Annotated in this window: 11 protein-coding genes; 1 reads left to right on the top strand and 10 read right to left on the bottom strand. The window is 58.2% G+C overall.

Features of this window, described 5'->3' with window-relative positions; genetic code table 11:
* Nucleotides 1–55: 55 nt before the first annotated feature.
* The 8 genes from BLR08_RS25390 to BLR08_RS25355 form a co-directional block, all read right to left on the bottom strand.
* A complete protein-coding gene (locus BLR08_RS25390; protein ID WP_072336928.1) occupies nucleotides 56–1,174 on the bottom strand; it encodes a CoA-transferase in 1,119 nt (372 codons plus the stop codon).
* A complete protein-coding gene (locus tag BLR08_RS25385; RefSeq protein WP_072336930.1) occupies nucleotides 1,171–2,091 on the bottom strand; it encodes a CoA transferase subunit A in 921 nt (306 codons plus the stop codon). The genes BLR08_RS25390 and BLR08_RS25385 overlap by 4 nt, the downstream gene beginning before the upstream one ends.
* The gene (locus tag BLR08_RS25380; protein ID WP_072336932.1) at nucleotides 2,088–3,476 is read right to left on the bottom strand and encodes an LLM class flavin-dependent oxidoreductase; all 1,389 of its coding nucleotides are present in this window, start codon (nucleotides 3,474–3,476) and stop codon (nucleotides 2,088–2,090) included. Before BLR08_RS25380 ends, BLR08_RS25385 begins: the two co-directional genes overlap by 4 nt.
* 18 nt (nucleotides 3,477–3,494) lie before the next feature.
* Nucleotides 3,495–5,624, bottom strand: a complete 2,130-nt coding sequence (locus BLR08_RS25375; RefSeq protein ID WP_072336934.1) for an ABC transporter ATP-binding protein — start codon at nucleotides 5,622–5,624, stop codon at nucleotides 3,495–3,497.
* Between the two features lie 69 nt (nucleotides 5,625–5,693).
* The gene (locus BLR08_RS25370) at nucleotides 5,694–6,593 is read right to left on the bottom strand and encodes an ABC transporter permease (RefSeq protein ID WP_072336936.1); all 900 of its coding nucleotides are present in this window, start codon (nucleotides 6,591–6,593) and stop codon (nucleotides 5,694–5,696) included.
* Between the two features lie 60 nt (nucleotides 6,594–6,653).
* A complete protein-coding gene (locus tag BLR08_RS25365) occupies nucleotides 6,654–7,577 on the bottom strand; it encodes an ABC transporter permease (protein ID WP_072336938.1) in 924 nt (307 codons plus the stop codon).
* A gap of 21 nt (nucleotides 7,578–7,598) precedes the next feature.
* A complete protein-coding gene (locus tag BLR08_RS25360; RefSeq protein WP_072336940.1) occupies nucleotides 7,599–9,251 on the bottom strand; it encodes an ABC transporter substrate-binding protein in 1,653 nt (550 codons plus the stop codon).
* A 177-nt stretch (nucleotides 9,252–9,428) separates the two neighbouring features.
* Entirely contained in the window at nucleotides 9,429–10,793 is a 1,365-nt protein-coding gene (locus BLR08_RS25355; RefSeq protein WP_072336942.1) for an LLM class flavin-dependent oxidoreductase, read from the bottom strand.
* A 266-nt stretch (nucleotides 10,794–11,059) separates the two neighbouring features.
* Here BLR08_RS25355 and BLR08_RS25350 point away from each other — a divergent pair, with 266 nt between their 5' ends.
* Nucleotides 11,060–11,944 carry a LysR family transcriptional regulator gene (locus BLR08_RS25350; RefSeq protein ID WP_072336944.1) on the top strand — a complete coding sequence of 295 codons (885 nt, stop codon included), beginning with the start codon at nucleotides 11,060–11,062 and terminating at the stop codon, nucleotides 11,942–11,944.
* Between the two features lie 620 nt (nucleotides 11,945–12,564).
* On the opposite strand, the gene BLR08_RS25345 is transcribed toward BLR08_RS25350, so the two are convergent.
* Together BLR08_RS25345 and BLR08_RS30845 are read right to left on the bottom strand one after the other, a co-directional pair.
* Nucleotides 12,565–13,827, bottom strand: coding sequence for an MDR family MFS transporter (locus tag BLR08_RS25345; RefSeq protein WP_072336946.1), 1,263 nt, complete (start codon nucleotides 13,825–13,827; stop codon nucleotides 12,565–12,567).
* A 307-nt stretch (nucleotides 13,828–14,134) separates the two neighbouring features.
* The gene (locus tag BLR08_RS30845; RefSeq protein ID WP_143014460.1) at nucleotides 14,135–14,326 is read right to left on the bottom strand and encodes a hypothetical protein; all 192 of its coding nucleotides are present in this window, start codon (nucleotides 14,324–14,326) and stop codon (nucleotides 14,135–14,137) included.
* Between the last annotated feature and the right edge of the window lie 144 nt (nucleotides 14,327–14,470).

Here is a 14,470-nt window from a genome sequence, read left to right as displayed (position 1 = left end):
TTATCCCTTCTTTCTATAGGAATAGTCGGTGTCAGCACATTGAAACTGATATTGCTCACCCCAGCGACTGCCTGGCAAATAACGGATATATCCGCTCCAGCTTCGCGCGTACCGCCGTCCGCAGTATTGTCAGCTCCAGCTCGGTCGGCGGCTCCAGCTGCTCGACGACAGGGAGCGCCAGCTTTTCTAGCGCCATTTCTCTGGTTTGGGACGCACTCCGCTCTTCCGCATCCGCACATCCCGTCTCACTGCCTCTTGCCGCAGAGGCGGTCCATCCCTCTAAGGCTGCCTTGCCTTCCTCCGCAGCTTGCCCGCGTTCAGCTACACTTGCCCCAGCTGCAGCGGCCGTGTCAGCCGCCCTTGCCCACACGCTGCGCCAAGGGCCTAGCCCCAGATCGAACCCGGTCTGCGCCTGAACGTCGGCGGGCGTAACACCGGGCGCAACGGCGGCAAGACGCAGCCTGTGCTTTCGCCGCTGCACAACCGTGTCCCCGTCCATGCCGTCTTCTTCAGAAGCGCCGCCGTCTTCGGCAATGTCTCCTGCCTCGCCAATGCAACCTTCTTTGGCAATGCCGTCCGCCTCGCCGGTTCTTCCTTCTCCGTTCGGCTTTCCGTCCTCTCCCTGCCCGATCCCCTGCGAAACGCCTTCCATCCAGAGCGGCCTTAGCACGCCCAAAGGAGTGAACACCCCCTCTACCCGCCCGCGCCGAAACACTTGCGGAGCCGAATAAGCGGCGGAGCTGACAAAGTCCAGCTTCTCCGGAAAGCCCTTCGGCCCGTGGTCCGTCTTGAACAGCAGGATGCGGCGGCAAACATAATTCACAACGCCTGAGCCGGCGCCGCCAGGCAGCCGAACCTTCGGCCGGCCGTAGCCGCCGATCGCATGCAGATTAATATTGCCGTAAGCGTCAATCTGCGCGCCGCTCAGGAAGAACACGTCGATGCCTCCGCGCTGCATATAAGCGAAAAACTCCTCTGTCCCTTCAAACGGCCAATCCGGCTGCCCCAGAATATAAGCCGTCGACCCCGGCGCATGCAGCTCCTGAGCCAGCAGCGCTGCGGCTGCCGGGACCGGGGATTGATTGCCTACGCCTATCGTCTCGCCGCTGCGCAGCTGACGAGCGAGCAGGCAGATCAGCCATTCCTCCCGGCTGTATACGGTCCGGCTCGTCATCGGCCCGCCTCCTTCAGCCCTTGCCAGGAGGCTTGACTTTCGTTCGACAAACCGGCTGACTCCGGCGCGCTGCCATCCTGAAGCTTATTTCCCTCCGCAGCTTCCCGGACATAACGGCTCAAATAAGCGTCGAATGCCGCTTCCGACCGGGCGGCCTCCATATACAAACGCATATGCTCCTCGTCGATCCCGTAGCTGCCCGGACAAGCCGTCGGCCAAGCCCCGCCCGGTGCGACGACAACGGCTCCCACATAGACGGAAGGAATGAACGAACCCGGAACAGCACGAAGCTCTTCCGGCGGGACAAGCTCCTCCACCGAAACGATCGTGAAAGCGGAAGCCTGGGCCAGCAGGCGATTGTTCTGAGACGGGCTGGCGACTACATTGCCAAGCCGATCCGCCTTGTAGCCATGCAGCAGCGCCACATCGGGTCGCAGCGCCGGGACGATAGCGATCTCCTCCCGTACGTCATAAGGATTGGCCAGCACGCGGAAATCGTCGCGGACTGCCATATAATCCGTGCCGAGCAAGCCGCGCACCGGAATGAACGGAATGCCCATCGCTCCCGCCTGGAGCGCTGCGGCCAGCGACGGGCACGCATGCTCCCTCGCCCTCGCCTTCCCCTGCTCGAACGCCCGGCGGAAGTTCGGAGCGAAGCCGAATTCCCCCAGCGCAATCTGCGAGAACTCTACCGAATCCGCGAGGCCGGAGCCGATCAGCAGATCGGCATTGACCGCCGCGGCGCCCGCGCAGATCAAGGACAAACCGCGCCTGTCGGAGCGGATCAGCTCGCGGATCAAGGCCATCGGCGACATCTCCATGTTGCCGCTGATCGCAACCCTGTCTCCGTCCCGTATCCGCCCGACGGCTTCCGGCAGAGACAAGACTTTGGAGACAGGGGCCGCTTCCCCGCTCATAGCCGCTCACGCCCCTCGGCCAGTGCGAACCCCGCCTCCTGCTCATTCTCTCCGGCGGCGAACCGGTTGGCCGGCTGCCCCAGTCCGAAATGCCCGCGCAGCGTGCTCGCCGTATACTCGGAGCGGAAGACGCCCCGGTTCTGCAGCTCCGGCACGACCCGTTCGCATATATCGTCCAGCCCGCCCGGCATATAAGGCGCCATCAGATTGAAGCCGTCGCATGCTTCAGCCCGGAACCATTCCGTCAGGCGGTCGGCGATCGCATCCGGCGTACCGGTCACGATGTGATGCGACCGGCTCTGGATATACCATCTGGCCGTCTGCGCCAAAGTCAGCCCCTCCTCTCTCGCCTTGCGGAACACGAACTGAAATCGTCCCCGGCTGCCCCGGATCTCGCTTTCGATATCCGGAAACGGCGCATTCGGATCATGCCGGGACAAATCATAATTCATGCTCCCCGACATAAAGGCCAGCCCCGTATTCGTATCGATCAGCGACTGCAGGTACAGCTCCTTCTCCTGCGCCTCACGCTCCGTCGAACCGACGATCAGCATGGTGCCGGGCAAAATGCTCACGTCGCTAAGCGACCGCCCGCGCTTGACCACCCGGGACTTGAAGTCCCGGTAAAAGCTCTGCGCCGAAGCGATATTCGGCTGCGCGGTGAAGATCAGCTCCGCATGCCGCGCCGCCAGCTCCCGAAACGTCTCCGACGAGCCGGCCTGGATCAGCACCGGATGCCCTTGGGGAGAGCGCTGCACATTCAGCGGCCCCTTCACGTCAAACCACGGCCCGCGGTGATGCACATAATGAATTTTCCGCTTGTCCGCGAACACGCCCCGCTCCTTATCCAGCACGAGCGCATCCGCCTCCCAGCTATCCCACAGCGCGCGGACAACCTCGATAAATTCCTCCGCCCGCTCATAGCGGGTCGCATGGTCGAGATGCTCCGTTTTGCCGAAATTGCGCGCCTCGGCGTCGCTCGTCGACGTCACGACATTCCAGGCCACGCGTCCTTTGCTAAGGTGGTCCAGCGTCGCAAACATCCGGGCGATATGATACGGCTCGTGGTAGGTCGTAGAGGCCGTAGCCGCCAGACCGATATGGGTCGTAACCGCGCCAAGCGCCGAGATCAGCGTCAGCGGCTCCGCCGACAGCGTCGGCCGGTGGGTAACCGTCAGATCGAAGCTGCCTCCGTAGTTGTCGTCAATGGCCAGCTTGTCGGCGATAAACAGCATATCCAGCTTGGCCCGCTCCGCCTGCCGGGCGATTCGGGCGTAAAAATCCAGGTCGAGCGAGCTGCCCGTCACGGCGTCCCGGTGCCGCCAGCCTCCGGCATGATGACCGCCTGCGGCAACGAAAAGTCCTAAATGCATATGTTGGCTCATGTGATATACTCCTGCTTCCTATACGGGATAATGACATGCGGCCCAATGTCCGGGACCGACGCTCGCAAGCTCCGGAGCCGATTCCCTGCACAGCGCCGTCGCTGCCGGGCAGCGCGTATGGAACCGGCAGCCGGAGGGCGGATTGGCCGGCGACGGCATCTCTCCCTGCAGCGGCGCATACACTTTGCGCCTATTCGGGTCCGGCACGGGGATGGCGGATAGCAGCGCATGCGTGTAGTGATGGGCCGGATGGCGGAACAACTCATCCGTAGGCGCCACCTCGACCAGCTTGCCGAGATACATGACGCCGATCCGGTCCGAGATGTAGCGCACAATGTTCAGACCATGCGCGATAAACAGATAGGTCAGCTGAAGCTGCTGCTGGAGTTCCTGCATCAGATTCACGACCTGGGACTGCACCGAGACGTCCAGCGCCGACACCGCTTCGTCCGCCAGCACAAACTTCGGACTCAAAGCGATGGCCCTGGCGATGCCGATCCGCTGGCGCTGGCCGCCCGAGAACTCGTGCGGATACCGTTCATACCATGACGGGTTCAATCCGACGAGCTGCATCACCTGCTGCACCTTCTCGCGCTTGGCCGCGCCACGCAGCGATTCATGCACCCAGAACGGCTCGCCGATAATGTCGCCGACCTTCCAGCGCGGATTGATGGAGCCGTACGGGTCCTGGAAAACAATCTGCATATCCCGCCGCAGCTCCTTCGTCCGGCGGCCGCCCCGGGCCAGCAGGTCCCGGCCCTCGAAGACGACGCGACCCGCGGTCGCCTTCTCCAGCTGGAGCAGCACGCGTCCGAGCGTCGACTTGCCGCAGCCCGACTCGCCGACCAAGCCGAACGTCTCGCCCTTGCGGATATCGAAGGTCACATCGTCCACGGCCCGGATCGCCCCCTTGCCGCGCTGGAGCAATCCCCGCTGAATCGGGAAATATTTCTTGACCCCTTGCACCTGCAGCAGCGCCTGCCCCGGCGCTTCGGCCGTACGGGTCGCGGCGCTTTCTCCATTGGCAGCCCCGGCAAAGGAAGAAAGCCCGGCCTTCCCCGCTGCTTCCAAGCCCCGGGCTGCTTTGGGGCCTCCGCCATGTCCAGCACCTCCGGCGGCTCCACCAATCCCAGCCGCCTCATCCAGCGTGCTGCCGAACACCTCGGCGGCCGCATGATCCAGCCGCTCCGCATGCCAGCATGCGACCTCGCGCCCATGCAGCTCGCGCAGCGGCGGATCCTCGGCCCGGCAGCGGTCCGTGGCATAAGGGCAGCGGGGATGAAACCGGCAGCCGGAGGGCAGGTCGGACAAGCTCGGGATCGAGCCCCGGATCGTGTACAGCCGATGTCCGCGCACCTGATCCAGCGTGACGATGGAGTGAAGCAGCCCCTGCGTGTACGGATGGGCCGGATTGTCGAACAATTGCCGGACGTTCGCCTGCTCGACCACCTTGCCCGCATACATGACGACGATCCGGTCGGCCATCTCGGCCGCGATGCCCAAATCATGAGTGATCAGCAGGATCGACATATTCAATTCTTCCTTCAGCTCCCGCAGCAGAGCGAGTATCTGCGCTTGTATCGTCACGTCCAGCGCCGTCGTCGGTTCGTCGGCGATCAGCAGCTCCGGCCTGCAGGCGAGCGCCATCGCGATCATGGCCCGTTGGCGCATACCGCCGGACAGCTCGTACGGATACTGCTTCGCCCGAATTTCCGGCTCGGGGATGCCGACCCGCCGCAGCAGCGACACCGCCTCCGCGTTCGCCTGCGCCTTGGTCACGGGCTCATGCCGCAGGATGACCTCCGTAATCTGCGAGCCGATGGTGAAGACGGGATCGAGCGCCGTCATCGGCTCTTGGAACACCATCGATATCCGTTTTCCGCGCAGCCCGCTCCACTCGCCCGCCGGCAGCTTGGTCAGACGGGTCCCGTCCAGCGTAATCTCGCCATGGGTGATATGGCCGTTTTCGTAATCGGTCAGCCGCATAATCGCCTTGGAGGTGATCGTCTTCCCGCTGCCCGACTCCCCGACCAGACATACGATCTCGCCTTTGCCGATCTGCAGATCGATTTTGTTTATGGCATTCAGCGAGCCGTCCGGCGTACTGAAATCGACGGAAAGCTCCCGGACATCCAGCAGCTGCTTCATCTGTATCCCTCCTTATTGCATAATTGGCGCTCCGTCAGGCCGCGGCTTGCCGTGGCTTCAGCTTTAGCGTCAGCGAGCCGCCGTCTTCGGATCGAGCTTATCCCGGATCTCATCTCCGAGCAGATTGACCGCTACGACCAGCAGCGTGATTGCAAGACCCGGGAAGGCCGCCACCCACCAGGCCACCGTCATATAATTGCGTCCCTGCGAGAGCATATAACCCCAATCGGGAATTTCCTGCACGACGCCCAAGCCGAGGAAGCTAAGTCCCGTGCCGACGAGAATCGAGCTGCCCACGCCGATTGTGACCATCACGAGCAGCGGAGAGTAGCAGTTCGGTAAAATATGCCGCAGCATAATTTCCAGATGCGAGGTGCCGACCGAACGGGCCGCATCGATGAAGGGGCGGCTGCGGATCGTCATAACCTGGCTGCGGATGACCCTTGCCTTGCTCGGGATCGTGGCGATGCTGATCGCCAAAATGACATTGAAGAAGCTCGGACCGAGCGCCACCGATATCGCGATGGCGAGCAGAATGCCGGGAATCGTCATCAGAATATCGTTCAGCCGCATGAAAATGGAATCCACCACGCCTCCCCAGTAGCCGGCGATCAGCCCGATCACCGTGCCGGCCACTCCGCCGATCACCGCAGAGACGATGCCCATAGCGAGAGACTGCCGGCTGCCGTAGATGACAAGCGACCAGATATCGCGGCCGAATTGGTCCGTCCCGAGCCAATGCGCCATGCTCGGCGCCTGCAGCAGCTTGTCGGTCATCATATCCGTAGGCTCGTAAGGCGCGATCCATCCCGGAGCAATAGCGCAGGCCAGCAGGAACGCGAGCAGGGATACGGACAAGCTCAGATAAATTTTCGAAAACGCAATCGGCGCCACCCTTACCCGGGGCTTGTTTTTCCGCCGGACCGAGCCGGGCAGCACCGTTTCCGTGGATACGGAGTGCAGCAGCATGTTCTAGTCCTCCTTTCGCTATTGGACGGCTGTATGTGGTTTGCGGCTCTTATCCAACCTTCACCCCGAGCGGCGAATGCGCGGATCGACGTACGAATACGAGAGATCGACCAGCAGGTTGGTCACGACGTTAAATACGCCGATAATCAGTATAGAAGCCTGAATCACGGGAATATCCTTCTGATTGATCGCATCGACGACCATCTTGCCCAGCCCTTGCCGGGAGAAGACGGTCTCTGTCACGACAGCTCCCTCCAGCATACCCGCGAACAACAGCCCGATGATCGTGATGGAGGGCAGCAGCGCATTGCGCAGCACATGCTTGTAGAGCACTCCGCGCTCCGACAGTCCCTTCGCCCGCAGCGTCAGCACGAACGGCTCGCCGATCACCTCCAGCACGCTGTTCCGCACCATCCGGGCCAGCATTCCCGCGCCGGTTAGCCCGAGCGCGAGCGACGGGAGTATGAGCTGCTTGAAGCTGCCGTTGCCGATCGCGGGCAGCCACTGCAGATGCACGGAGAAGATCAGGATCAGCAGGATGCCGAGCCAGAACTTGGGCATCGACACGCCGAACAGCGTCGTGACCCGAATGATGTAGTCGAGAACGCGATTGCGGTAGACGGCTGACAGGATGCCTAGTGCGACGCCCAGCGCAACGGCGAACAACGTGCTGACTATCGCCAGATTCAGCGTCGCCGGCAGCTGCTCCAGCAGCCTCTCCAGCACGGGCTGGCTATTGGCGAACGACAGGCCGAAATCGCCCCGGACGCTATTCCACAGATAAGTGACATATTGCTCCCATAAGGGCCGGTCCAGACCAAATTCCTTACGCAAATATTCCACGCGATCCGTGGCCGCATCGTCTCCGGCCAGCATCTCCGCAGGGTCGCCCGGCAGCCAGTGAATGATCAGGAATACGAGCGTCAGCGACCCCAGGATGACCGGGATGGACGCGATCAGTCTTTTTACCATGTAATTCACCATGCCCGGCACTCCTTCCGCTAGTTATTTCTGTATCCAGGCGTCGTAAAATACAGGCCAAGCGGGATAATCGAAGGTGATGCCGCGGACCTCCTTGACCGACGCCACCGTATAGTCGAATACATAAGTCGGGATCGTATACACATTTTCAATGATGTGCTCTTGAACCTTCTTATAAATCTCCTTATTCTTGGCCGGGTCGGTTTCGACCAGCGCTTCCTCCAGCCACTGCTCCAGCTGCGGGTCCTGGGTAGAGGCGATGTTGTCCTTGCCCGAGGTGCCCTTGGTCGAATACAGCTGGCGCAGCACGCTGGCGTCGCCGGAGAACTGGCTGGCCGCTACGAAGTCGTATTCGCGCTTCAGCCTTCTCTCCGAATAGGTGCCCGCCGGCAGATTGACCAGCTTCAGCTCGATGCCCGCCTGCTTCAGCTGCTGGGTCATCACCGCATTCAGATCAAGCCGCTTCTCGCGGTTGCCCTGCGTATCGATGAACTCGATCGTCAGCCGCTTGCCGTTTTTCTCGCGGTAGCCGTCGCCGCCCTTGATCCAGCCGAGCTGCTCCAGTGTGTCGTTCGCATATTTCAAATCATACTTCCATGAATTTTCCAGCGATGGCGTATAGGCGTAATGCTTGGTCGATAGCGGCGCCCACGCCTGCTTCGAGGTGCCCAGGTAGACGGTTTTGACCGCTGTCTCCAGATCGAGGGCGGCCCGCACCGCCTTGCGGACGTTCAGGTCGTTCCAGGGCTCCTTCTGCAGATTGAAGTAATACGTATGGTTCGCCTGCAGCAGCTCGGTTTGCTGAACGTTGAAGTTTTTATCCGACTTGAAGGCCAGCAAATTTTGCGGCGGAATAATATCGGCGACATGCACCTGCTTGCTCTGCAGCACGCTGACCCGGGTCGCCTCCTCGTTCACGTACTTGACCGTCAGCTTGTCGAGATACGCAGGCCCCTGATGGCCGGCCCCTGCGGGCGCCCAGTTATAGTCCGGGTTTTTCTCGAAGTCGACCTGCGCTCCCGGCGTCAGCTTGACGAGCTTGAACGGACCGGTGCCGACCGGGTTCTGCGGATAACGGTCGCCGTACTTCCGGACGGCGGTCGGCGAGACGAAGCCCAGGTCCACCTTGGCTGCATTGCTGAGGAACGGCGCGAACGGACTGGAGAAGTTAATTCGGACCGTATATTCGCCCAGCACTTCCGTCGACACATAAGGTCCGATCTCGGTCAGCGAGATCGAAGCCTTCGTGGCGGGGTCCTTGATCCGGTCGAAGTTGAACTTGACCGCTTCGGCATTAAACGGCGTGCCGTCATGGAACTTGACATCGTTGCGCAGCTCGAAGGTATAGCTCTTCTTGTCGTCCGACAGCTTCCATGACGTGGCGAGCCACGGTTTGATCGTATAGTCCGGCAGCTCGACGACCAGGCTGTCATACAGCGAGCGCATGACGCGCCCGTTCTGGGCGTTGCCGGCTTTGTGCGCATCGAGATTGTCGCTGGTCACGACTCCGCCAAGCGCCCAGATGAGCTCGCCTCCCGGCGTAACGGCCTGCGCCTCCGGTTTGCCGTCCGCCGAGACGGCTCCGGCGTTCCTCTGGTCCGCCCGGTCGGCGCAGCCGGCCAGCAGGAGCGAGATCGCAAGCACGGCGGCGGCGGTTTGAATGATTGATTTCTTCATAAGATGCGTACCCTCCCTTGATGAACGATGTGTGCTAGTCGGTACAATCGGCCTCCGGCCCGTTGCAGGCTGCAGCCGGGAACCGGCGGCTGTTGGCCCGGCCCGGTTGACCTCCGGTTGGCAGTCGACGACATTCCGGTCGATGCGCCGCTGCCTGATCCAGCTGATCCAGCTGTTTCAGCTGCCCGCAGCCGCAGCCGCGTTCGCTGCCTCCACCGCTTCTGCGCGTGCTGCCGTATACCGGTTCACCGGCACCTGCAGACCAAGATGGCCGCGCAGCGTGTCGCTCTCATACTCCTCGCGGAACAAGCCCCGCTCCTGCAAAATCGGCACGACCAGCTCGGTGAAGTCCTGCAGCCCGCCGGGGATGCCGACTCCGATGATAAACCCGTCGGACGCCCCCTCCTCTACCCAGCGCTGGATCGTATCCGCCACCTTCTCCGGCGTGCCCGCGAAATTGCCCTTCGGCGTAGCAAAGCGAAGAGCGACCTGGCGCAGCGTCAGGTTATGCTCCTTTGCAAGGCGCTTGATCTTCTCCGACCCGCCCTGCTGGCTGTTGGCGCCCAAGTCGCCCAGATCCGGGAACGGCTCATCGAGCGGATAGACGGAGAAGTCATGATCATTAAACGGCCGGCCCAGCGCCACGATAGCTTTCTCGATCGATACGAGATTGACGGTTTCCTGATATTTGCGCTCCGCTTCCTCCTCCGTCCGGCCGACAATCGGTCGAATGCCGGGGAGAATGGAAATGTCGTCCGCCGAACGGCCGAACGCTACGGCCCTGCGCTTGATGTCCTGGTAGTAAAGCTTTGCCTCCTCGATCGACTCATGACCGACGAAAATTGCATCCGCATTGCGGGCGGCAAAGTTCCGGCCGTCCTCCGACGTCCCCGCCTGGAAGATAACGGGCTGCCCCTGCTTGGAGCGGGCAATGTTGAGCGGGCCTTGCACGGAGAAAAATTCGCCTTTATGATTCAGCGCATGCAGTTTGTCCGGATCGAAGAAGACGCCGGTCGACTTATCCCGTACGAAGGCGTCGTCCTCCCAGGAATCCCACAAGCCTTTCACCACATCCACATGCTCCTGAGCGATCCGGTAACGCTTCTCATGCGACGGGTGCTCATCCTTGCTGTAGTTATTGGCGCTGCCCGACAGCCAGGAGGTGACGACATTCCAGCCGGCGCGCCCGCCGCTAATATGGTCCAGCGATGCGAACTGCCGGGCCACCGTGAACGGCTCGCTATAGCTTACCGTCAGAGTGCCGACAAGTCCGATGCGGCTTGTCACGGCTGCCAGCGCCGACAAGATGGTGAGCGGTTCGAACCGGTTCAAATAATGGGGACTGGAGTTCGGCGTAATATGTACGCTGTCCGCGATAAAGGCGAAATCAAACTTGGCGGCCTCGGCCGTCTGCGCCTCGCGCTTGTAAAACTCAAAGTTCACACTCGCGTCCGTAATGGCGTTCGGATGCCGCCAATCTTCCCAGCCTCCGCCTACACCATGAATCATCGCGCCTAATTTTATTTGTTTTGCACGTCCCATCCTCATCGCCTCCTGAGCAATTTTTATTATTCCTATCAAATTAGTTGAGTATGGAGTCATCATAATTCACGTTTCAATGTTTGTAAAATTCAAAAAAACGAAGCGACTATTCACTTTTTATGAACCTTCGTCTAGCGCGATACATAAATTCAAAACGATAAAAACAAGTATTCAACTTGGAATAGTAAACATTTATGATATGATACTTGTATTATTGGCGTTTATTTTCGGGTGGAGGCATGCATACAAAGGGGGATTGCTGGAATATGGAGATTCGCACCATCAAAACCTTCCAAACGATTATCAGGCTCGGAAGCTTCCAACGTGCCGCAGAGGAGCTGCAGTACGGGCAGTCCACGGTTACGATGCATATTCAGAAGCTGGAGAACGATCTCGGGGTGAAGCTGCTGGAAAGGGGGAAAAAGCTGAAGCTGACGGAGGCCGGACGGCTCTTCCATCAGAATGCGGATCTGCTGCTCAAGGATTACGAGTATTTGTACGCCTCGATGAATGAGCTGATTCAGGGAGAGGCGGGGAATATGCGACTCGGAGTGATGGAACCTACGGCCAGCTACAGGCTGCCCCATATTCTCGGCCCGTTTCTTCAGCAGCATCCGAAGCTGAAGGTCAGCATCCAGATCGGCAATACGTTCATTCTCAGCCAGATGCTGAATGAAGGCATCATCGATCTGGCGATCTGCTCCACGCCCGAATCCGGACTGGAGCATACCTTCGAGCCTCTGTTCGATGAACGGCTCGCCCTGCTTGTCCCGGATACGCACAGGCTGGCAGCCATGGACCGGGTGCTTCTGCGCGATCTGCAGCATGAGAATATCCTGATCACGACCTCCGTCTGTCCGTACCGGCAGAAGCTTGAAAGCTACCTGCTGGAGAATGGCGGAAGCCCCTACACCGGCATGGAGATCGGCAACATGGCGGCGCTCAAATATTACGTGCAAGCCGGCTTCGGGGTCGCCGTCGTCCCGGTCATTACCGCCACGCCGTCGCCTCCGGGGACAATTCTGAAAAACATCCACGACCTGGATTCGGGACTCGTCACCGGCATGCTGCGCAAGCAGAACGTCAGCTCCTTCAGCTCGGCGGCGGAGAAGCTGGTCTCGCTGCTGCGCAAGGAGCTGCTGGCGGTCTAAGCGGAGGATGGGCCTGGCCTGCTGAAATAGCAGATCTCTATTTGTAGCAGCAAACTGCCTTTTACCGCAATACCTTCGAAAATTTGTGTGTTTTTCCAATCCGAACTTTTGATTGTTGTGGAGAAAACAAGATTAATCACAATCATGAGCGGTCAGCTCGCGGACTGCCTACGAGCCGAATACTTCGGCAAAGCACTACCACTCCCCCTTTGCAATCCCGAGAAATTGGCGGCTGCCGGCATACGCCATCTCGCCTGCTGAACGTGGTGGATGGCCAGGACGGCCACCAAGCTGAAGGCCTTTGCAACTTGTGTGGCTCAGAGGGGCCATCAAGCGATCGAAGAAAAAACTAGTGCGTGTATCGTAATATTATTATTTTGTTCCAGCCTCTTTGTATAGGGTAGTATTCCTTAGCCTTAATTGTTCTAAATGTTTCGGGCGGTCGGGGGAACCTTTCGCGCGCCGCCACGTTACCCGGAATGCCATCTCCGCCGACTCGGCGCGATTGAATGTCTGTCTGCTAGGCTAAGGGGCGGCATGGTAGTCCTTACCCCGGTAAAACTAACATCAGCTAGCTGTGTCTAGATCAGCTGGGCGCGCTGTGGGCTATTTAACGCATATCAAATATTTATTTTGCCCGTTGCTTCAGGTTGCTCTACAAACAGTCTAAATAATTGAACATAAAACACTATGCTGATTAAGGCAAGAATCAGGATAATACTGAATATACCCATTGGTGGTACCCAATTCGACAGGAACACAGTCATCGGCGCCAGAAATTTACTGATTGTATTTTGTAGGCTGTCCATCCCCATATATTGTCCCCTTGCATGTTCTGGAGCATAACGACTAATGAAGCTTTGGGTAACCGGGGTTCGAAAGATCTCGCCAAAGGTAAAGATGATTGTAATGAAGAAGAGAAACCAAATGTTCGAATTCAACCCGATAGCGAAAGTACCTATCCCCGAAAGCAATGAGGATAAGATGAATATGTCGCGCTCCTTCCAGTTTTGAAACCATTTCGTTACAGGCAGAATAAACAGGACGAACAGCAGTCCATTAAATCCTACTAACCATCCATATATTTCTGTACTAGCTAGTACTGGGGAAAGGCTGGTCCAGGGAAAGAGTGTCTGCTCCGGAACTTCATCAATTACGTAAACCGGCATGTACAGGTCGAGTTGCATAATTGGGATGAGGGAGAAAATACCTGCCAAGATATAAACGAGAAATATTCTATCCCGGAAGATAATTCCGTAGCCTTTCCATTGTTGCTTAAACACGACTGTTATGGAATTGGAACCACTGAGACTTTTGTTCGAAAAAGGTAATGTTTCATGAACGAGGTAATAAATGCAGATGAAGTATAGCAGCATGACAAATGTACATGTCCATAATAGTCCTTCCCGATAATGAAAGAAGAAGACGGCACCAAGCGCAGGTCCAAGCACCGCCCCAATATTATTGGCTGTCATAAAGGTCGCGAAGACCTGGCGTCTGTCCTGCGGAGGAACGAGGTCTGCCACCATCGCTGAGCTTGCTGGCTTATAGAAAGCTCCTCCCAGTCCAAGGCCGATAAATGCCAAGAATTCAATCCAATGGGAAGTCGAAATCGCAAACAGGGCGAACATAACGGTCTGAAACAAAGCGCCCGTCAGCATCACAGGTCGACGTCCCAAACGGTCGGCTAGTGCTCCTCCCAATAGGCTTCCGAGCATACTGAAGACAGGAGGGACAGTCATGAGCAGGCCGGCAATATGGTTGCCCATTGCTGAACCAAAATAGACAGTAATGAACGGGAAGTACATCCAAAACAGCATGTTAAACAGCCCGTCACCGATTAAACGAACTTTCAAATTGTTATCCCATAAACGTATTTGCATAGTGTCCTCCTTTCTTCGACACACTGATTCACGCGGAACTCGATCTCGGCCGGGCCGAATATAGACATCTTTATTTCAAAGATGCCATAAATAAAACATTAGTTCGCACTCCTCATACAAAATCTAAATCGCACAGCTACCCCGATTCTGAGCCCCAACTAACACTGGAACCTGTGAGATATACTGTGAATTTCAAGCGAATCTGATGATTGGTTGCAAATACGCGTTTCCGACAGAAGCCAGGGGCAGTTCTATCGTCATCACCTGATGACTTTTAGAACTACCCCCTGTTTGCTTGCATATCAGATTACAATAATCGTTCGACATCAGGCGGATCGGACATGCTTCCGTCATCACTGCCACCCATTATCATGAGAGCAGTGTATATCCCTTCAACATCTGGCGGATCGGTATGGCTTCCTCCATCTGTAACATGAAAACCAAATAACAATAATGCGGCGGCGATAGAGCATCGTAAAGAAAAAAACATCGCTTTCATGTGAACACCTCTATTTCAGACGTTATGAATGCTGATAGAAAAGAACGTACCATTTCCAGTGGTCATGCCGATACAGTAAGCCTTCGGGTTGGCGGGCTGCTTTCGGATTTATACTTTCAGGCAAGCTCCGGCTTAGCCTCTGCT

Origin of the sequence: Paenibacillus sp. cl123, from assembly GCF_900101595.1 — a bacterium.
GTDB lineage: Bacteria > Bacillota > Bacilli > Paenibacillales > NBRC-103111 > Paenibacillus_G.
The sequence above is the reverse complement of the archived record's forward strand: the minus strand, read 5'-3'. Positions and strand labels throughout refer to the sequence as shown.

What these genes read in the sequence shown, in the direction of transcription:
- BLR08_RS25390 (WP_072336928.1), bottom strand. Translation starts at nt 1,174, where the DNA reads ATGACGAGCCGGACCGTATACAGCCGGGAGGAATGGCTGATCTGCCTG.
- BLR08_RS25385 (WP_072336930.1), bottom strand. Translation starts at nt 2,091, where the DNA reads ATGAGCGGGGAAGCGGCCCCTGTCTCCAAAGTCTTGTCTCTGCCGGAA.
- BLR08_RS25380 (WP_072336932.1), bottom strand. Translation starts at nt 3,476, where the DNA reads ATGAGCCAACATATGCATTTAGGACTTTTCGTTGCCGCAGGCGGTCAT.
- BLR08_RS25375 (WP_072336934.1), bottom strand. Translation starts at nt 5,624, where the DNA reads ATGAAGCAGCTGCTGGATGTCCGGGAGCTTTCCGTCGATTTCAGTACG.
- BLR08_RS25370 (WP_072336936.1), bottom strand. Translation starts at nt 6,593, where the DNA reads ATGCTGCTGCACTCCGTATCCACGGAAACGGTGCTGCCCGGCTCGGTC.
- BLR08_RS25365 (WP_072336938.1), bottom strand. Translation starts at nt 7,577, where the DNA reads ATGGTGAATTACATGGTAAAAAGACTGATCGCGTCCATCCCGGTCATC.
- BLR08_RS25360 (WP_072336940.1), bottom strand. Translation starts at nt 9,251, where the DNA reads ATGAAGAAATCAATCATTCAAACCGCCGCCGCCGTGCTTGCGATCTCG.
- BLR08_RS25355 (WP_072336942.1), bottom strand. Translation starts at nt 10,793, where the DNA reads ATGGGACGTGCAAAACAAATAAAATTAGGCGCGATGATTCATGGTGTA.
- BLR08_RS25350 (WP_072336944.1), top strand. Translation starts at nt 11,060, where the DNA reads ATGGAGATTCGCACCATCAAAACCTTCCAAACGATTATCAGGCTCGGA.
- BLR08_RS25345 (WP_072336946.1), bottom strand. Translation starts at nt 13,827, where the DNA reads ATGCAAATACGTTTATGGGATAACAATTTGAAAGTTCGTTTAATCGGT.
- BLR08_RS30845 (WP_143014460.1), bottom strand. Translation starts at nt 14,326, where the DNA reads ATGAAAGCGATGTTTTTTTCTTTACGATGCTCTATCGCCGCCGCATTA.